Annotated in this window: 15 protein-coding genes; 10 read left to right on the top strand and 5 right to left on the bottom strand. The window is 63.4% G+C overall.

What is annotated here, in order from left to right; genetic code table 11:
• Window positions 1-167: 167 nt before the first annotated feature.
• The 9 genes from urtA to WHZ77_RS01480 all read left to right on the top strand — a co-directional run bounded on the left by urtA (window position 168) and on the right by WHZ77_RS01480 (window position 11399).
• The gene (urtA, locus tag WHZ77_RS01440) at window positions 168-1427 is read left to right on the top strand and encodes an urea ABC transporter substrate-binding protein (protein WP_028149118.1); all 1260 of its coding nucleotides are present in this window, start codon (window positions 168-170) and stop codon (window positions 1425-1427) included.
• 132 nt (window positions 1428-1559) lie between these two features.
• On the top strand, window positions 1560-2486 hold the full coding sequence (urtB, locus tag WHZ77_RS01445) for an urea ABC transporter permease subunit UrtB (protein ID WP_375312063.1): 927 nt from the start codon (window positions 1560-1562) through the stop codon (window positions 2484-2486).
• 19 nt (window positions 2487-2505) lie between these two features.
• A complete protein-coding gene (gene urtC, locus WHZ77_RS01450; protein ID WP_375312064.1) occupies window positions 2506-3648 on the top strand; it encodes an urea ABC transporter permease subunit UrtC in 1143 nt (380 codons plus the stop codon).
• A 118-nt stretch (window positions 3649-3766) separates the two neighbouring features.
• Window positions 3767-4522: an urea ABC transporter ATP-binding protein UrtD gene (gene urtD, locus WHZ77_RS01455; protein ID WP_143842796.1), complete on the top strand. Its 756-nt coding sequence runs from the start codon at window positions 3767-3769 to the stop codon at window positions 4520-4522.
• Window positions 4523-4534: 12 nt separating this feature from the next.
• Entirely contained in the window at window positions 4535-5224 is a 690-nt protein-coding gene (urtE, locus tag WHZ77_RS01460) for an urea ABC transporter ATP-binding subunit UrtE (RefSeq protein WP_375312065.1), read from the top strand.
• Between the two features lie 27 nt (window positions 5225-5251).
• Window positions 5252-6481, top strand: coding sequence for a formamidase (fmdA, locus tag WHZ77_RS01465; RefSeq protein WP_375312066.1), 1230 nt, complete (start codon window positions 5252-5254; stop codon window positions 6479-6481).
• A 92-nt stretch (window positions 6482-6573) separates the two neighbouring features.
• Window positions 6574-6948 carry a zinc ribbon domain-containing protein gene (locus WHZ77_RS01470; protein WP_375312067.1) on the top strand — a complete coding sequence of 125 codons (375 nt, stop codon included), beginning with the start codon at window positions 6574-6576 and terminating at the stop codon, window positions 6946-6948.
• Between the two features lie 55 nt (window positions 6949-7003).
• A complete protein-coding gene (locus WHZ77_RS01475) occupies window positions 7004-8044 on the top strand; it encodes an aliphatic amidase (protein WP_015689269.1) in 1041 nt (346 codons plus the stop codon).
• Window positions 8045-8417: 373 nt separating this feature from the next.
• A complete protein-coding gene (locus tag WHZ77_RS01480) occupies window positions 8418-11399 on the top strand; it encodes an autotransporter domain-containing protein (protein ID WP_375312068.1) in 2982 nt (993 codons plus the stop codon).
• 2 nt (window positions 11400-11401) lie between these two features.
• On the opposite strand, the gene WHZ77_RS01485 is transcribed toward WHZ77_RS01480, so the two are convergent.
• The 5 genes from WHZ77_RS01485 to WHZ77_RS01505 all read right to left on the bottom strand — a co-directional run bounded on the left by WHZ77_RS01485 (window position 11402) and on the right by WHZ77_RS01505 (window position 19013).
• Window positions 11402-12232: an MlaD family protein gene (locus WHZ77_RS01485; RefSeq protein WP_375312069.1), complete on the bottom strand. Its 831-nt coding sequence runs from the start codon at window positions 12230-12232 to the stop codon at window positions 11402-11404.
• Between the two features lie 135 nt (window positions 12233-12367).
• Window positions 12368-14584 (bottom strand): acetate--CoA ligase family protein, encoded by a 2217-nt coding sequence (locus WHZ77_RS01490; RefSeq protein WP_375312070.1) that lies wholly within the window; start codon window positions 14582-14584, stop codon window positions 12368-12370.
• Window positions 14585-14932: 348 nt separating this feature from the next.
• Window positions 14933-15913, bottom strand: a complete 981-nt coding sequence (locus WHZ77_RS01495) for a glycosyltransferase family 2 protein (protein ID WP_375312071.1) — start codon at window positions 15911-15913, stop codon at window positions 14933-14935.
• A 152-nt stretch (window positions 15914-16065) separates the two neighbouring features.
• The gene (locus WHZ77_RS01500) at window positions 16066-16635 is read right to left on the bottom strand and encodes a class GN sortase (RefSeq protein WP_375312072.1); all 570 of its coding nucleotides are present in this window, start codon (window positions 16633-16635) and stop codon (window positions 16066-16068) included.
• A 113-nt stretch (window positions 16636-16748) separates the two neighbouring features.
• On the bottom strand, window positions 16749-19013 hold the full coding sequence (locus WHZ77_RS01505) for a marine proteobacterial sortase target protein (RefSeq protein WP_375312073.1): 2265 nt from the start codon (window positions 19011-19013) through the stop codon (window positions 16749-16751).
• Between the two features lie 184 nt (window positions 19014-19197).
• Here WHZ77_RS01505 and WHZ77_RS01510 point away from each other — a divergent pair, with 184 nt between their 5' ends.
• Complete coding sequence (locus tag WHZ77_RS01510) at window positions 19198-19968, top strand: multiprotein-bridging factor 1 family protein (protein WP_375312074.1); 771 nt, start codon at window positions 19198-19200, stop codon at window positions 19966-19968.
• The last annotated feature ends 66 nt before the right edge of the window (window positions 19969-20034 follow it).

A 20034-nucleotide genomic window follows, 5' to 3' on the forward strand; every position in this document is an offset into this window, starting at 1 on the left:
TAACCCCACTCCCAAAACTCTTCCGATCCCTCGCAAATCCCGTACCAAAAGCCTACGTCGGTATTTTGCGGTGCAGTATACGCGATCTTGCGTATGCTTGCGCTGCACAAATTCGAGCCATCCTCACGGCACCAATCGCGTGTCCTCGAACAAGAAGTGGGGTGCTCATGTCAGACGAAGCAAACAAGGGTCTGTTGTCGCCGCTACGGCGCAAACTATTGATGGGAATGGCCGCCGTGCCGGCCATCACGATGTTGCCGCGGGCGTCTTTCGCTCAGGCTCCGGCGACCTCGGCGGTCAACACCACGGGCCTCGCGGTTACCGACACCGAGGTGACGGTCGGCATCCTGCATTCGGCGACCGGCACCATGGCCATCTCCGAGACCGGCTCGATCGAAGCCGAGAAGCTCGCCATCGAGCAGATCAACGCCATGGGCGGTGTGCTTGGGCGCAAGATCAAGTTCATCCAGGAGGACGGCGCCAGCGACTGGCCGACCTTCGCCGAAAAGGCAAAGAAGCTGCTGGTCAACGACAAGGTCGCGGCGATCATGGGCTGTTGGACCTCGGCATCCCGCAAGGCCGTGCTGCCGGTCATGGAGCAGTACAACGGCATGCTCTACTACCCGACCTTCTACGAAGGTCTCGAGCAGTCCAAGAACGTGATCTACACCGGCCAGGAGGCGACCCAGCAAATTCTCGCCGGTCTGAACTGGATCGCCAAGGAAAAGGGCGCCAAGTCGTTCTTCTTCATCGGCTCCGACTACATCTGGCCGCGCACGTCGAACAAGATCGCGCGCAAGCACGTCGAGAACGTGCTGAAGGGCAAGGTCGTCGGCGAAGAATATTATCCGCTCGGCAACACCCAGTTCAACTCGGTCATCAACAAGATCAAGCTGACCAAGCCCGACGTGATCTTTACCGACGTCGTCGGAGGATCGAACGTCGCGTTCTACAAGCAGCTCAAGGCGGCCGGCATCGACCTGTCCAAACAGGCCCTGCTGACGATCTCGGTGACCGAAGACGAGATCGATGGCATCGGCGGCGAGAATATCGCTGGCGCCTATGCCTGCATGAAGTACTTCCAGTCGCTCGACAATCCGAACAACAAGACGTTCGTGCCCGCGTTCAAGAAGATGTGGGGCGAAAAGACCGTGATCGGAGACGTCACCCAGGCTGCCTATCTCGGCCCGTGGCTGTGGAAATTGACGGTCGAGAAGGCCGGCTCCTTCGACGTCGACAAGATCGCGGCGGCATCGCCGGGCGTTGAATTCAAGGGTGCTCCGGAAGGCTATGTGCGCATCCACGAAAACCATCACCTCTGGTCGAAGACCCGGGTGGGACGCGCCAAGCTCGATGGCCAGTTCGAGCTGATCTACGAGACCGCCGATCTCGTCGAGCCGGATCCGTTCCCCAAGGGCTATCAGTAAGAGACGCGGCGTCGATCGCCGTTCCCTCAAACACAAAGCCTCTCCCTGGCGTGGACCGCAAATCCACGCCCAAGCCCCCCGCGTCGCGAACCTGCTCGCGACGCGGGACCTTATCCCCGACGGAGGACATCGATGTTCGGCGACTACTCGCTTGGTGACCTTGGCTCCATCTTCGTCATGCAGGGCTTTGCAGGACTGATCCTGTTCTCGGTCTACGTCCTGATGGCGCTGGGTCTTGCCATCATCTTCGGCCAGATGGGCGTCATCAACATGGCCCATGGCGAGTTCATGATCCTCGGGGCCTACGTCACCTGGATGACCTCGAATTTCTTCCAGACCTATTTGCCGAGCCTGTTCAGCGGTTACTTCTTCCTCGCGATGATCCTGGCCTTTGTCGCATCGGGTGCGCTGGGAATGCTGGTGGAGTGGGTGCTGATACGGCATCTCTACAAGCGTCCGCTTGATACGCTGCTTGCCACCTGGGGTCTCAGCCTGATTCTGCAGCAGGCCTATCGGTCCGTGTTCGGCGCGCGCGAGGTCGGCGTCGAGCTGCCGCAGTGGATGCTCGGGTCGCTGCACGTGACCGACAGCATCGAGGTACCGATCAACGGCGTCTTCGTGATGTGTCTCACCGTGCTGATCACCATCGCCGTCGCCTATGTGATGTACAAGTCGCGCTGGGGCCGCCAGGTCCGTGCGGTGGTGCAGAACCGCATCATGGCCGGTGCCGTCGGCATCAATACCGAGAAGGTCGACCGCTACACCTTCGGCCTCGGCTGCGGCATCGCCGGGGTCGCCGGGAGCGCCTTCACCATGATCGGCTCCACCGGGCCGACGTCCGGTCAGCTCTACATCGTCGATACATTCCTGGTCGTCGTGTTCGGCGGCGCTGCGAGCCTGATCGGCACCATCGCCTCGGCCTTCTCGATCTCGCAGACGCAATCCACCCTCGAGTTCTTCATGTCGGGCTCGATGGCCAAGGTGCTGACGCTGCTCGCCGTCGTCGGAATCCTGATGCTGCGGCCGCAAGGGCTGTTCGCCCTCAAGGTCCGCAAGTGAGAAACGGAAGGCTGATGCAATGACCGAGAATCGCTTCTTCAATCGATCGGAGTTCATCGGAATTCTGTTGCTCGCGGTCTTCCTGGTGGTGGTCCTCCCGCTCACGCTCGATGTCTTCAGGCTCAATCTGGTCGCCAAATATCTGACTTATGCCTTCGTCGCGCTGGGGCTGGTGATCTGCTGGGGCTATGGCGGCATTCTCAGCCTCGGCCAGGGCGTGTTCTTCGGCCTCGGCGGCTACTGCATGGCGATGTTCCTCAAGCTTGAGGCCTCGAGCGTGGAGAACACCAAGATCCAGTCGACCCCCGGCATTCCCGACTTCATGGACTGGAATCAGATCACCGCGCTGCCGCTGTTCTGGAAGCCCTTTCACAGCCTCACCTTCACCATCGCCGCCATCATTCTGGTGCCCGGCATCTTCGCTCTGATCATCGGCACCGCGATGTTCAAGCGCCGGGTCGGCGGCACTTACTTCGCGATCATTACCCAGGCGGTCGCGGCCATCCTCACCATCCTGATCGTCGGGCAGCAGGGCTACACCGGCGGCATCAACGGCATGACCGATCTGCGGACACTGAAGGGCTGGGATATCAGGCCTGATCACGCCAAGGTCGTGCTGTACTTCTTCGAGGTCGGGTGCCTGTTTGCCTGCATCATGATCGCGCAGTTCGTCCGGCACTCCAAGCTCGGACGCATCCTGGTCGCGATGCGCGAGAAGGAAGACCGGGTCCGCTTCTCCGGTTACAGCGTCGCGAACTTCAAGATCTTCGCCTTCTGCATCGCCGCCGTGTTCGCTGCGATCGGCGGCGCCATGTTCGCGCTCAATGTCGGCTTCATGTCGCCGTCCTTCGTCGGCATCGTGCCGTCGATCGAGATGGTGATCTACACCGCGGTCGGCGGCCGCCTTTCGATCCTCGGCGCGGTCTACGGCACCCTGCTGGTCAACTTCGCCAAGACCAGCCTGTCGGAGACCTTTCCCGAATTGTGGCTGTTCGGCCTCGGCGGCCTGTTCATCGCCGTGGTGCTGGCCTTCCCGAACGGGCTTGCCGGGATCTGGGGCGACTATGTGCAGCCGCGCATCGATCGCCTGATCTCGTCGCGCAAACCGAAACCCGAAGGCTGGACCGAAAGCTCGGTCGCCGACGGCGCCCCGGCGGAGTGAGGAGATCATCATGCTCGTAGGTCACCGCGATGCCGATGCCACGCTGGCAGTGAGGAGATAGATCATGCTCGTCGGTCATCACGATGCCGATGCCGCGCTGGCAGTGAGGAGATAGATCATGCTCGTCGGTCATCAGCCCAAGGAATTTCTGCTCGCCGTCGAAGCACTGACCGTGTCGTTCGACGGGTTCAAGGCGGTCAACGATCTCTCCTTCTACGTCGACGAGAACGAAATCCGCGTCATCATCGGCCCGAACGGCGCCGGCAAGACCACCGTGCTCGACCTGATCTGCGGCAAGACCAAAGCGACATCGGGCTCGATCCAGTTCCGCGGCAAGGAGCTGACCCGGATGAAGGAGAACGAGATCGTCAAGACCGGGGTCGGGCGCAAATTCCAGAACCCGTCGATCTACGACGATCTCACCGTATTCGAGAATCTCGAGATCTCCTATCCGCGCGGTCGTTCCGTGTTCGGTGCGCTAACGTTCACCCGCGACGCCGCTGTGCGCGACCGGGTGCACGAGGTCGCCGAGATGATCTTCCTGAAGGACCGGCTGAACGTGAACGCCGATCTGCTCAGCCACGGCCAGAAACAGTGGCTCGAGATCGGCATGCTGCTGATCCAGGATCCGGACCTGCTGATGCTCGACGAGCCCGTCGCCGGCATGAGCGTGTCCGAGCGCGCCAAGACCGCCGAGCTGCTCAACCGCATCATCAAGAACCGTTCGGTTCTGGTGATCGAGCACGACATGAAGTTCGTCGAGGACATCGCGCACAAGGTCACCGTGCTTCACCAGGGCCAGATCCTATCCGAGGGCACCATGGAGAAGGTCAAGAACGACCCCAAGGTCATCGAAGTCTATCTGGGTCATTGAGGAGGCGCGACGATGCTGGCTATTTCGGATCTCCACGTCGCCTACGGCCAGAGTGAGGTGCTGCACGGGCTCAACGTCAAGGTCGCGCCCAACGAGATCGTTGCGATCATGGGCCGCAACGGCATGGGCAAGACCACGCTGATGAAATCGCTGATGGGTATTTTGCCCGCTAAGAGCGGTTCTGTCAGCATGGACGGTGCCGAACTCGGCGGCCTGCCGAGCTACGAGCGGGTCGCCAAGGGCCTCGCCTATGTGCCGCAGGGCCGCATGATCTTCTCCACCATGACGGTGAAGGAGAACATCGAGACCGGCCTCGTCGTCTCCGGCGGGACCGAGGTCCCCGCCGACATCTACGAATTGTTCCCGGTGCTGCTGGAGATGAAGGGCCGCCGCGGCGGCAATCTTTCCGGCGGCCAACAGCAGCAGCTCGCCATCGCCCGCGCGCTCGCGACCAAGCCGAAAGTGCTGCTGCTGGACGAGCCGACCGAAGGCATTCAGCCGTCCATCATCAAGGAGATGGCGCGCACCCTGAAGCGGATCCGCGATGAAAAGGGCCTCTCGATCGTCGTGTCCGAGCAGGTGCTGAGCTTTGCGCTCGATATCGCCGACCGCGTGCTGGTGATCGAGAACGGCGAAATCGTGCGCGACGATCCGCGCGACGCCGTCGATGCCGCGCAGGTCTCGAAATATCTGTCCGTCTAACCAACCGTGTAAAAGGGGAGCATCTCGATGCCAGAGACACTGATCAAGGTCGATCTCACCAAGTCGGCTTACGAAAATGACATGGTGCACAACCGCTGGCACCCCGACATCCCGATCGTGGCCTGGGTCAATCCCGGCGACGATTTCATCATCGAGACCTATGATTGGACCGGCGGCTTCATCAAGAACAACGATTCCGCCGATGATGTGCGCGACATCGACCTCTCGATCGTCCACTTCCTGTCCGGCCCGATCGGCGTCAAGGGCGCCGAACCCGGCGATCTCCTCGTCGTCGACCTCCTCGACGTCGGCCCGCTCAAGGAGAGCCTGTGGGGCTTCAACGGCTTCTTCTCCAAGCAGAACGGCGGCGGTTTCCTCACCGACCACTTCCCGCTGGCGCAGAAGTCGATCTGGGACATCAAGGGCCTCTACACCTCGTCGCGCCATATTCCCGGCGTCAATTTCGCGGGCCTGATCCATCCCGGCCTGATCGGCTGCCTGCCCGATCCGAAGATGCTGGACACCTGGAACAAGCGTGAGGCGGAGCTGATCTCGACCAACCCGACGCGCGTGCCCGGCCTCGCCAATCCGCCGTTCGCGCCGACCGCTCACGGCGGCCGCGCCAAGGGCGACGTCAAGGACAAGATCGGCGCCGAAGGCGCGCGCACCGTGCCGCCGCGCGAGCATGGCGGCAATTGCGACATCAAGGATCTCTCCCGCGGCTCGAAAATCTACTTCCCGGTCTACGTGCCCGGCGCGGGTCTCTCGATGGGCGATCTGCACTTCAGCCAGGGCGACGGCGAGATCACCTTCTGCGGCGCCATCGAAATGGCCGGCTGGCTGCACCTGAAGGTCGAGGTGATCAAGGACGGTATGGCGAAATACGGCATCAAGAATCCGATCTTCAAGCCGTCGCCGATCACGCCGAACTACAAGGATTATCTGATCTTCGAAGGCGTCTCGGTCGACGAAGCCGGCAAGCAGCACTATCTCGACGTGACCATCGCCTATCGCCAGGCTTGCCTGAACGCGATCGAATATCTGAAGAAGTTCGGCTACTCCGGCGCCCAGGCCTATTCGATTCTTGGCACCGCACCGGTTCAGGGCCACATCTCCGGCGTGGTCGACGTGCCGAACGCCTGCGCCACGCTGTGGCTGCCGACCGAGATCTTCGACTTCGACGTGATGCCGTCGGCGGCAGGACCCATCAAGCACATCAAGGGCGATATCCAGATGCCGATCTCGCCGGACAAATGACGCCGCGCTCCCTCTCTCCGTTCTCACGGGGAGAGGGTCGGGGTGAGGGGCTGTCTCCGCACATGCGGTCGCCAAATGCGTAGGGATCAACGATGCCGATCTATGAATATCTCTGTGACGATTGCGGGCCATTCAAGGACCTGCGCCCGATGGCGGAATGCGACGATCCGCAAAGCTGTCCGCACTGCCAGACGATGGCGCCGCGCGTGATCCTGACCGCACCGAATTTCTTCTGCATGCCGGCGGAGAAGCGCAAGGCGCACGCCGTCAACGAGCGCAGCTCGCACGCGCCGCAGACGCTCGCGCAATACAAGGCCTCGCATGGCCCAGGCTGCGGCTGCTGCTCCACGAGTAAGAGCTCGTCCAGGGACGCGTCGGACAAGAAAAAGCCGGCGCGTCTGGTGACCAAGACCAAGAGTGGAGCCAAGGGCTTTCCCACCGCACGCCCCTGGATGATCAGCCACTAACGCGGTCGCTCGATCGGCGGCAACCTCAAACGAATAGAAGACAGGAGCGCTCAAAATGCTTCACGGTGACATTTCCAGCAGCAACGACACCGTCGGCGTCGCGGTGGTCAACTACAAGATGCCCCGCCTGCACACCAAGGCCGAGGTGCTCGACAATGCGCGCAAGATCGCCGACATGATCGTCGGCATGAAGCTCGGCCTGCCCGGCATGGACCTCGTGATCTTCCCGGAATATTCGACGCAAGGCATCATGTACGACTCCAAGGAGATGTACGAGACCGCCTCTGCGGTGCCGGGTGAAGAGACCGCGATTTTTGCGGAAGCCTGTCGCAAGGCGAAGGTGTGGGGCGTGTTCTCGCTGACGGGCGAGCGGCACGAGGAGCATCCGAACAAGGCGCCCTACAACACCCTGATCCTGATGAACGACAAGGGCGAGATCGTCCAAAAATATCGCAAGATCATGCCGTGGGTGCCGATCGAAGGCTGGTATCCCGGCAACTGCACCTACGTCTCCGACGGACCGAAGGGGATGAAGGTCAGCCTGATCATCTGCGACGACGGCAACTTCCCGGAGATCTGGCGCGACTGCGCCATGAAGGGCGCTGAGCTGATCGTGCGCTGCCAGGGCTATATGTACCCGGCCAAGGAGCAGCAGATCCTGATTTCCAAGGCGATGGCGTGGGCCAACAACGTCTATGTCGCGGTCGCCAATGCTGCCGGCTTCGACGGCGTCTATTCGTATTTCGGTCACTCCGCGATCATCGGCTTCGATGGCCGCACACTCGGTGAGTGCGGCGAGGAAGATTACGGCATCCAGTACGCCCAGCTCTCGAAACACCTGATCCGCGATGCGCGGCGCAACGGCCAGTCGCAGAACCATCTCTACAAGCTGGTCCACCGCGGCTACACCGGCATGATCAATTCCGGCGAGAGCCCGCGCGGCGTCGCGGCCTGCCCGTATGACTTCTACAAGAACTGGATCGCCGATCCGGAGGGAACGCGCGACATGGTCGAGGCGATGACCCGCTCGACCCCGGGGACCGACGAGTGCCCGATCGACGGCATCCCGAACGAGGCGGCGGCCTCCAATTACTAGGCCGCCGTTGCCAGCGGTCTTAGGCAGGCCTTGAACGGCCGACACCAGGTGTGAACGTTCGTCCATGGGACTGGACAATCTGACGCATGTTCGCATGCGCGGAATGGGAATCGGCGCGCAAAACCGTGGCGCGGTTGCAACATCGCAGGTTCAATCAACGCAAGTTGCGCCCCGGTCAGCGCAATGGCCGATTCCGTAGTTTCACGGGGAGAACTGGTCGCCTAGTTTGCCGCCGGTGCTGCTGAGAGCGCCGGTAACGAAGGGCGTTGGGGTGGAATTGCGATCACCATGGAGCGGGCGGAGCGGCTCGCGCTGGAATGCCGCTGCAGTTCGCGCGGCATTCTGGGCGGGTCTCGCCTTGAGCGCGACGGCCATGGTGAGCCCTGTCCGAGCCCAGCAGGTCTTCAACGGCTCGCAGACCACGCCGAACGGTGCCGTCAACGGCGGAGGCGGCGTCTGGGACAACGCCACGACCAACTGGACGGATTTATTCGGCTCAATCAGCGCAGCCTATGATCCTGCGTCGGCTGGCACGCTGTTCGGCAGCAGCGGTCCCTCGACGCCTGCGACGGCCGGAACGGTGACGGTTGTGCCGGGTGGCGTGGAGCTCACCAGCCTCGTGGGTTTCGACCTCACCGCCGATGGTTCGGTCTACACGATCCAGGGCGGCGACCTCAGGCTGGCTCCCGGCGGCACCACGTTCATCACCAACGATGTGATCGGCACCAGCGCCCCGTCGGCCATTATCGCCTCGCGCATCGTCGGCAGCGACGGGATCAACGTTCAGGGGGCTGGCACCTTGGCGCTGCTCGGCGCCAACACCTATACCGGCGGCACCTTCGTTTGCACCTGCGGATCGCTGCAACTTGGTGACGCGACCCATATGGCCAGCATTGTCGGTGCCGTTACCAACGAAGGCCTCTTCAGTATCGTCAATGCCGACAATTCGGGCATCACGACGCTTCTGAACGATTTCTCCGGCACGGCGATGTTCCTCAACGCGACTTCCGCCAGCTCGATCGCGATCACCAACAACGGCCAGGTGTACTTCGGTAGTTCGCTGGGCGGCGGGACCGACACGGCCACGGCCGGCAAGGCGACGATCATCAACGATGGCGGCTTTACCGGCTTCTTCGGTCATACCAACGCGGGCACGGCCAACATCACCAACCAGAATAACGGAGGCACTGCCTTCGTTGAGCAATCCTCGGCCGGATCAGCCACGATCGTCAACAAGGATTTCGGTGCCACCCTGTTTGGCACGCCGTTCGGATCCGACACGGCGACCGCTGGCAACGCAACGATCACCAATGATGCCGACGGTCTCACCAGTTTCAACGCGTTCACGACGGCCGCCAATGCGACGATCATGACCAGGGACGGCGGCAGGACCGAGTTCTTCGACAATTCCACCGGTGGCACCGCGCGCTTCATCACCACCGGCACCGGCATCGTCGATTTCGGGAGCAGCATCGGCCCGAACAGCGACGGCCGCATCACCGCGGGCTCGATCGAAGGCAGCGGCACCTACTACATCGGCGGCGGCAATACGCTCGTCGTCGGCGGCAACAATCTGTCGACGGAGGTCAGCGGCGTCATCGGCGATTTCGATCCCTGTGGTTGCGGTCCCGCCGGCCCCGGCTCGCTTGAAAAAGTCGGTAGCGGAACACTTATCCTGTCCGGCACGAACTTCTATACCGGCACGACGACGGTGAATGGCGGTATCCTGCGAGTCGATGGTGACATCTCTCAATCGAGCCTGACGACCGTCAATGCGGGCGGCGCGCTGTTTGGTTTCGGGACTGTCGGCAACACGATGATCGCCAACAGTGGCATTTATGCACCTGGGGATGGTGGTCCGGGTTCGGGCATGCTCGTTCAAGGTGACCTCACCCTCCAGCCTGGCGCGGTCTACCTCGTTCAGGCCGGGAGCGGGTCGAGTACGAGTCATGCCCTCGTCACGGGCAATGTCACGCTGAATGGCACGGTCGGCGTCTCGCTGTACCCCGGCAGCACGGTGATGCGGCATTACTCGATCATGCAATTTTTTGGTGCTGCCACCGGAAATTTTGCCGGCGTCGCCGCGCCTGGCGGCCTCATCGGCACGACTACCGTCGGATCGGGCGAGGTTTTTCTCGATTTCACACTCGACTACGGGGCGAAATACGCCCTCAACGTCAATCAGAAGAACGTTGCCACGACGCTTCAGAATTTCTTCAACGCGCATGGCTTCCTGCAGGCCGGATTCGCAGGCCTCGGGCCCAACGGCCTGACGCAAGCCTCCGGCGAGTCCGGCACCGGTTCGCAGCAGACCACCTTCAACGCAATGAACCTGTTCCTCAGCCTGTTGACCGACGTGTTCGGCTCTGGGCGCAGCGGCACGCCTGGTGCGACGCCCTACGCCGACGACACGAGCGCGAATGCCTATGCCGCGACCGGCAAGGGCGCGCGCGGCAAGGATGCGCGCGATGCCCTTGCCTCGGTCTATCGCAAGGCACCGGCTGCGACGTTCGAGCAGCGCTGGGATGTCTGGGCGGCCGGCTATGGTGGCTCGCAGACCACCAACGGCAACGCCGTGCTCGGTTCGAACAGCACCAGCAGCAATGTCTATGGCACTGCCGTCGGCCTCGACTACCGCTTCTCGCCGTCGACGATCGCCGGCTTCGCGCTGGCCGGCGGCGGCACCGGCTTCAACTTCAACGGCCTCGGCTGGGGCCGCTCCGACCTGTTCCAGGCCGGCGCCTTCGTGCGCCACACGGCGGGGCCGGCCTATATTACGGCCGCACTGGCCTATGGCTGGCAGGACGTCACGACCAACCGCATCGTCACCGCTGCGGGCACCGATCAGCTGGGGGCGCAATTCAACGCCAACACCTTCTCGGGCCGTGTCGAAGGCGGCTACCGCTATGCCACGCAATGGATCGGCCTGACGCCCTATGCCGCGGCACAGGCCACCCTGTTCAGCCTGCCGAGCTATTCGGAGTTCGCGGTGGTCGGCAGCAACACCTTCGCGCTCAACTACGCTGCCAAGGATGTCACCAGCACCCGCACCGAGCTCGGCCTGCGCGCCGACAGGTCCTTTGCCGCGGCCGGCGGCCTGATGACCCTGCGAGGCCGCCTCGCCTGGGCGCATGACTACAATCCCGACCGTACCGTTGGTGCAGTGTTCCAGACTTTGCCGGGCTCGGCGTTCGTCGTGAACGGTGCCCCGCAGGCGCGCGACTCCGCGCTGACCACGGCGTCGGTGCAGATGAGCTGGATGAACGGCTGGTCCGCGGCAGCGACCTTCGAGGGCGAGTTCTCGAACGTCACCCGCTCCTACGCCGGCAAGGGCATCGTCCGCTACGCGTGGTAAGCCTACTGCTTCTTCTGCGGAGGCTTGCGCGGCGGGCGCGGGGCGGCGGCAGGCGAAGGCGTCCCGCTCATCTTGTTGGCGGCCTCGCTGACGTCGAGCAGCGAGCGGCGGGTGTCCTCGAGGAAGCTCGCCGATTTCTTCTTCATGGTGTCGGCAAGCTCGTGCAGCCCTTTGATCTTCTCGAACAGCTCGTCGGCCTTGCCGTCGGCGAAGCCGGGCATCACGCTCTCGATCTTGGTGACCGCCTTGTCGAATCCCGCGAAGGCGTTGTCGACCTTGGCCATGACGGAATCGATCTCGCCGCCCTTGCTCCTGAGATCGGCGGTGTTGCCCTCGAACGTGCGCAGGCCGTCTTTGATCGCAGGCGCGTTGCCGACGATGGTACGGTCGACACTATGCAGAGTGTCGACGATGGATTCGACGTCGCTGAGATCGGCGGTGAGCACGGGAATGCCGTCCGAATCCAGCGGCACCGGCGGCGCGGAAGGCGCTCCGCCGATCAGGGAGACCGCGGCGATGCCGGTGAGACCCTGGAACTCGATTCCCGCCACGGTATCCTTGCGGATCGGCGCAGAGTTATCGAGCATCACCAGCGCCACGACCTTGCGGGGATTGTCCAGCTTGATCGACAGGATCTGGCCCGCGAGCACGCCGTCGAAATTGACCGGGCCGCCGCGGCGCAGGCCGCTCGCGGAACCGCCTTCGAACACCACGCGCAACTGGCTGCGGCTCTGGGCGGTGCGCCATTTCTGCACGCCGAGCAGGCCGCCGAACGCCACGGCGATCACCGTCAGCGTCGCCGTTCCGATCACAAGATTGCTCGCGCGTGCCATCAGGTGCGATTTTACGGCCAAAGCCGGCAAGTTGGAAGGAGCTCGAATGGCCGCAATGTTAGCGGGGGCGGGTTAACGACTTGTCCGCCGTAGCTCGACGAGCGAAGGCGGAAGCGTAGCCCGCCTTACGCGACATCAGTGCCCGGCCGCGCGTTTTGCCGCAGCGTTGTTCAGCACGATCAGAGCATCGACGGCCACGCCCGTCCTGGCGTTGATCAGGAACGGGTTGATGTCGATCGAGGCGATCCGGTCGCCGGCATCGGCGATCAGGTTGGACAGGCCGACCAGCGCCTTGACCGCCGAAGCCTCGTGCAAGGCCGGCTTGCCCCGATAGCCGCGCATCTTGATGCCGGCCTTGGTGCGGCCGATCAGGAGTCGTGCCTCGGCCTCGTCCAGCGGCGCGCCGGCGAGCGCGACGTCCTTCATCAGCTCGATGTCGATGCCGCCGGTGCCGAACAGTACCACCGGCCCCATCTCGGCATCGAGCGAGGCGCCGACCACCAGCTCGAGGTCGGCCTTGACCTGCTGCGCGATCAGGATGCCGTCGAGCTTCGGCTTGCCCTTCAGCTTCGCCACGCGCGCGGTGATGTCGGTGAATGCCTTCCTCACCTCGGCCGCGCTGTTGAGGTTCAGCACCACGCCGCCGATATCGGATTTGTGCAGGATCTCGGCGCTGACGACCTTTGCCACGACCGGAAAGCCGATCTGCTTGGCGATCTTCACCGCCTCGGCCGCCGTCTGCGCGATCGCCTCCTTCGAGATCGGAATGCCATAGGCATTCAGCAGCTTCTTCGAGGCGACCTCGTCGAGCGCGGCGCCGCTCGCCGATTTCAGCGCCTTATCCAGCACGGCCCGCGCGGCAGGCCTGGAGCTCGAGACGATGTCGGGCACCTCCTTGCGCAGCTTGGCATAGTCGAGCAGCGACTTGATCGCCTTCACGGCGCGGTCCATGCCCTGCATGACGGCGAGATGAGGCAGGGATTTGCGTAGACCCTTGGTGAATTCAGTGAAGCCGATCGACATCGCGCTGACGTAGATCACGGGTTTCGAGGCCCGGCTCGCCATCCCGTCGACAATGCGCAGGTTGCGCTCACGCAGCTCGTGCGGCGTCTTCGGCAGCTCCGCGTCGATGATGACGATGTCGATCTCGGGATCATCGATCATCAGCTCGATCGATTTCATGTAGACGGAGGGATCTACCACTGCGGCGAAACCGGCATCGAGCGGATTGCCGACGATGGAGCCCGGCCCGAGCATCTTTGCCAGTTCCGAGCTGACATGGGAACTCAGCGGCGCAAAGTTCAGGCCTTCTGCATAGAAGGCGTCGATCAGCATGCCGCGCTTGCCGCCGGACAGCGTGACCGCGGCAAGCCGGCTGCCCTTGGGCGCTGCCGCATGGACGAAGCACTCGGTTGTCTCGATCAACTCGTCGAGGCCGCCGACCCGGATCACGCCCTCGCGCGTTGCGACGGCATCGAAGGTCTCGATCGAGCCTGCGAGTGCGCCGGTATGCGCCATCGCCGCGGCACGGCCGCCTTCCGACGATCCGAGCTTGAGCGCGATCACGGGTTTGCTCGCGGCGCGGGCCGCCTTGCAGGCGTCGCGAAACGCTTGGGTGTTGCGTACGCCTTCGAGATAGACCACGATCACCTTGATGCTCGGGTCTTCGGCGAAATAGCGCATCAGGTCCGGCGTTTCGAGCCCTGCTTCGTTGCCGGTCGTCACCATGTAGCCGACGCCCACGCCGCGATCCTCCAGCGCCTGGCGGATCGCCATGACGATCGCGCCGGACTGCCCGGCGATCGCCACCGCGCCCTGCGCCATGGTGACGATGCGGTCGTCGATATTTGTGAAGAGCTTTTCGTCCGCGCTCAAATTGCCGAGGCAGTTCGGGCCGGTAACCGCGAGGCCCGTCTCGCGCACCGCGGCTTGCAGTTCGGCGGCAAGCTTTTGGCTTTCCTCATCCTGCAGTTCGCTGAAGCCCGAGGTGACGATGGTCGCCGAGCGCGCGCCGGCCGCCGCCGCATCTCGGATCACCTGCACCGCAGAACGCGCCGGCACCAGCACCAGCACGTGGTCGGGCTTTTCCGGGAGGCTCGCAAAGTCCTTGAAGCAGGGCACCCCCCAGATGGTCTCCCGCTTGGCGTTGACCGGATAGAGCCCGCCCTCGTAGCCGTACTTGACCAGATTGTTCCAGATGCGCTCGGCGTAATTGCCGGGCTTGTCGGTGGCACCCACCAGCACGATGTTGTGCGGGTGCAGCATGGCGTGGATGCCTTTGACGACGTCGCTGGCGTCGGGCGAGGGAGACCATGGACGGGGAGAGACGGACGCAGGCGTTTGGGCTTCCATGGCGCTTCCTCACCTATTGTTTTTGTTGCAGCGCGCTGCCATACGCCGGCATCTGGCGGGATTGATCGTGACGAGCTCCATGCCGCGTGGCGGAATGGTCGGACTTCGCGACAAAGGTTAGCATCACCAGACTTCTGGCGAAAGTGCGAACGACCCGGCGAAGTGTCAGGACGCCGCGACGCTCGTTCTCTCAATGGTGATCATGCCGTTGCTATCCGTCCTGGTGCCAACTTTCGATCGTCCTGCAACGCTTCGTCACGCGCTTGCGACCATGGCATGCCGGCCCGTCGAAGCGGATTGTGAGTTCATCCTCTGGGACAACAGCGCCAATCCAGAATCCGCGCCTGATCAGTAGCGCAGCAGGCTCAGCTTGTGGGCGTAATGATACGCCAATTGCTTCGTGAGATAGGGGGCGATGGCGCGCCGGATCTGCATCTGCGACGGATCGAAGCCGAGAACACGTCGCCGCAGGACGCCCATCTCCCTGACGCCGACTGCGTAGGTTGACGCCGTCTTCTGTGCATCGTGGATGCGGAAGCAGGCGAGAAATCGTGGCAGGCGCACGAATTTGAACCCCGCGGCTTGCGCCTTCAGGATGAAGTCCCAATCCATCGCGTAGTGGAAGCTCTCGTCGATCGGCCCGATCCTGTCCCACACGTGCTTGCGCCAGAACATCGTCTCCTGCGGAATATAGTCGGCATATTGCAGCGCGTCGCCGTCGTGCTGCGGCAGCACGGCACGTCCGACCTCGAGCCCATCGCGATCGATGAAGATGCGATGGCCGTAGACGACGTCGACGTCGGGGTGCGAGGTGAAGTAGTTGGCGACATAGGCGAGCGTTCCGGGCAGCAGCATGTCGTCGCTGTTGAGGTAGGCCATGATCTCGCAGTCGACGCCGGCGAAGCCGAGATTGATGGCGCTCGACTGTCCCGCGTCCGGCTCGCTCTTCCAGCTGAAACCTCCGCCGAGGCTCTTCAGGAGATCGAGCGTCCCGTCGATCGAGGCGCCGTCCTGAACGTGATAGTGCAGGTTCGCATAGCCCTGGCTCGTGACGCTCGCGATCGTGGCGCCGAGATATTGCGCATGATTATAGCTCGGCGTGACCATCGCGATTCGCGGTGCATCGGTGGGAATCGCAGGCGCAGGCCTGAAGGCGTTCAGGTTGAGCAGACGCGGCTGATACTGCTCGAAAGTCCATAGCGGCGGGCGTCGCCACAGGCTGCGAAGGGATGAGCGTCTTTGCCCGGCGGAAACGAGGTCCATATTTCTTTCCAGCAGCGCGACGCGATTTTCGAGCTGCTCCAGGCGCTGCCTGTGCTCCTCGTCCATTACTGGTGGTCCTGAAAATTGTAGCGTCAAAATATCAATCGTCCATCCACATAGGTCTCCGGGCGATGACGCCAGTTCAGCGGTGTCGCCAGGCGGTTCGCCGGCCGTTCGGCGCGGCTTCTGCCGATCCCGGAAGGGTCCATCGCGAACTGCTATTCACCGATTCCGATCAAGGTCGCGTGCAGAATGTAACGCTCGGGGCCGGGCGTGATGGCGTCGAACGGCCAACAGGTCGCGAGCACGAGTTCGACAGCCTGCGTTGCGGGATCGATAAGAGACTCATCGAAGCGAACCACTGCGGAGGAGTCCGCCCGGTAACGAAAGTGCTTGCCGTCACTGCGTGTGACATCGATCACGTCACCAATGGCAACATTCCGCAAGAAACGGAAATGAGTGTCGCGATGCGCAGCGTATACAGCAACGCCGCGCCCTCCGGCATCAACCGTTCGGTGGAGATGGCCAGGCCCGAAGGCGAGCGCCTGGCCGCTGGTGCCTTCCAGCACGATGGCGCTGGCGCCGATCCGCTTCACCTCGATCCGCGCGACCGGCCAGGTGTCGGCCCACGACCATGGCTTGACCGCCTCGCCGGTCGCAATGCTCCTGTCGAACGCGCGCTCGAGTAGCACCTGAGCGAGCCATGCCTTGGCATGAATGTAGGCGCCGTCGCCGAACAGGATGAGGCCGACGAGCGCCAGAGCCAGAGGGGAGATGAGGCGGGGCATTGTTTCCACATTCGTCGCTGCTCGCAATGACATCAAGAAAAGGGCGCGCGCGGCCGTTGGTGCGGGACGGGCAGCCGCGCGCGCCAAGCAGAGGAGTTCGGGGGGCTCCTCTCTCAAGCAGCGTCAGCGAGCAAGGGCTGACGCTGGTTGAACACGAACAGCATCAGGGCGAGCACGATCAGGATCAGGCCTGCGATCATCTTCAGCTCGGCCGAAGTTGCGGTCTTGGGCAGGCGGATCGCATCGGGTGCGGCGGGTGCCGGCCGTCGAGCCGTCGGCTCGTTGCCTGCGTCGGCATGGCGCTCGCGCAACTGTGTCGGCGTCAAATGCGGCCGTTCGCCAAAGACCTTCTCGAAATCCCAGCCGGCCGGCAGGTTGATTGGCAATTCGCTGAGCTTGAGCGGCGCGCCTTCGGGGCGGCTCGGTGTCTTGTCGACCGCGACGAGGCTGGTGAGCCGCGTGACGATCTGATGGTCGAGCGCGAGCGCCAGGATCGCCTTGTCGGAGTCGTCTGGCGTCATCTCGCGCAGGGAGCGGGCCACTTCGGCATCGCCGATCTTGCGCTTGGCCCAGAGCTTCGACAGGCCCTTGCCCTCGGCCGCGTCTTGCAGAGGCAGCGTCACCGACCATGGACGGTCGCCGACACGGCCCCTGATCTCGAGCGAGCCGGCGAGCTTGTCGAGCTTGGCCGCAAGCACCAGCGGCTCGTCGCGATAGACGTCGGGAATGATCCCCGGCGTTACGTCGGCCTTGGCTTCGGAAAACGTCGCGCTGAGGCCGGTCACCGCCGGGTTCTCCAGCTTGGCGAACAGGCCGCGCATGCGTTCCTCGACCTGCTCGACGGAACCGATATGAGTGAAGGCGCCACGGCCGAGCTCGGAGGCGCGCGTCATCAGATAGGTGTTGGGCGCGGACCCGATGCCGACCATGAACACGCGCGAGCGGCCGCGCATCGCCGTGATCGCTTCGAACAATTGCTGTTCGTTGCCGATCGCGCCGTCGGTCAGGAACACGACCTGGCGAACGGTGTTGGTGTCGCCGAGCTTGTCGGTCAGTGCGGCGCGCATCGCCGGCACCATCTCGGTGCCGCCGCGCGCCTGCAGGGCGCTGACGAACGCGGTGGCTTCGTCGACATGCGCGGCGTCGGCCGGCACGGAGGTCGGGAACAGCATGTCCATCGTGTCGTCGAAGCGGATGACGTTGAAGCGGTCATTGGGCTGGAGCCGGGAGAGAGCGTAAGTCAGGCTGGCCTTGGCCTGCACGATCGACGTGCCGCCCATCGAACCGGAATTGTCGATCACGAACACGACCTCGCGCGGCAGCGGCTTCTGCGTCGCCTGCTCGGCGCTGGGCGGGGTAACGAAGGCGAGCAGATAGTCGGCATCGCCGACACGCTCGCGGAACAGGCCGACCGACGGCGCCTTCGCGGCGGCCGGCTTCCAGGTCAGCTCGAAATCGCGGTCGGCGGGCACGGCGCCATCGGCGAGCGTGACGATTCGCGTCGTGTTGTCCGGGCTCTCGACCTTGACGTTGTGGTGGTGGCTCTTGACCTCGCCCAGGGCAAAGCCGGCCTTCAGATGGACCGTGATGCTGGTTGGATTGACTGGCGCATTCTTCGCGGGATCCAGCACCGGCGGCGAGATGCGGTCGCGGTCCGGCACGGGATCCGAATTGGTTGCGCCCCAGCCGGAGCCATCCTGGCGGAAATCGACGCTCTGCACGATCGGGGCAGGATTGTAGCGCGGCCCGACCACCAGCGGCAGGCGCAGCGAATATTCGTTGCCGCTCTGATGCACAGGCTCCTGGTATTCGATCTGCACCAGCACGGTCTCGCCGGGGCCGATATTGGCGACCGAATTGGTGAAGATGTTCGGACGCTCCTGCTCGGTGAGCGCCGCCTTCTGGCCGGCACGGCGCGCCTGCTCGTAGATCACGCGGGCTTGCTGCCGCTCCTTGATGTCGCCGACGATGACGCGATCGCCGACCACCATCTTCAGCGTGTCGACGGCGCCGTTGGCTGCGAGCGGATAAACATAGGTCGCCTCGACCCAATCCTTGGTCGGGTTGCGGAAGATCTGGGTGACGCGGGCACGCAGGGTCGGGCCTGATACCGTGATGTCGACGTCGACGCCGAGGCGGATCGCTTCGATGTAGGCGCCGTCTTCCTTCAGCAGCAGGGATCCGGATCTGGCATCGTTGGGCTGGAGCAGGCTGGCCTGCTCCGTCGTCGCCGACCAGCCCGGCTCGAAGCTCACCAGCAGCGCGACGAAGGCGACCAGCATCACGGCGATGCCTTGCACGAGAAGAAACAATCCGAGCTTGATCAGCCGGCCCAGCATGGGATGTTCGTCGCGGTCGGCTGCGTCGTAGGTGTCCATTTGACCTGCTCCCAAAGGATGTGTGGTGGGGTCAGCTTCCGCCGGGAGGGGAGACTTCGCGAGCAGAACGATCGGCAATGTTCCGCCGCGGGCGGCCCGGGTGGGCCCGCGCCGAGGCGGCCATGTGCGGTTTTGTGCCGGTCTGTCCGCCCTGCTAGAATGGTGCTTCCAAGGCAGGGCCAAGATGCAGACGCAGGATAAATTCACCGACAAGCAGCTTTCGGACGAGCAGTGCCGCGAGATCGCGGAGACCATTCGCGAGGAGCTCGCCCGGCGCCGGATCTCCCGGCAGGCGCTGGCCGAGCAGGCCAAGCTCAGCCTGTCGACGCTGGAGAAGGTGCTTGGCGGCCGCCGGCCTTTCACGCTGGCGACGACCGTGCGGCTGGAGCAGGCACTCGGCGTGTCCTTGCGAAAAAGCGCCGTCGTGGTGACGCTTCCGGCCGCAAACGATGTCGCGCCCGACAGCCTCGGTTCCTATGCGCATCGCGCCGTGACCTGGCTCGAGGACGTCTACATCACGTTGCGGCCGTCGTTCGGCGACAAGGACGCGATCTTCGCCTATCGCACCGAAATCTTCTGGGAACCGAAGGTCTCTGCACTGGTGTTCCGCGAGGGCGAGCGGACCGATGCGGCCTATGAGCACACCGGCGAGGTCGCCGTGCCGCATCAGTCCGGCTTCATCTATCTTGTCATCATCAAGCACGGCCAGCATCGCGTGATCACGGTGTCGCGGCCGACGGTAGCCGGCGAAATGTACGGCATCATCTCGACTCTCCGTGCCGGCCCCGGCTCACAACTGACGCCGATTGCAGCGCCGATCGCCTATGTACCGCTCCGGAATATTCCGCAACCATCCCTTGGCCGGGTCGCGCCCGACAACCCCAACCATGAATTGTACCGTAAACATCTGCGCCGCACAGTCGACGAATCGTTTGCGCTGTTTCTTCCGGCATAGATCCGCCTGGACTGTGCGAGCGAAAAAAATAGCGGCCCTGCGGCCGCTATTTCGTTGAGGCAGGCC

The organism is Bradyrhizobium sp. A5, assembly GCF_042076515.1.
Lineage (GTDB): Bacteria > Pseudomonadota > Alphaproteobacteria > Rhizobiales > Xanthobacteraceae > Bradyrhizobium > Bradyrhizobium cosmicum.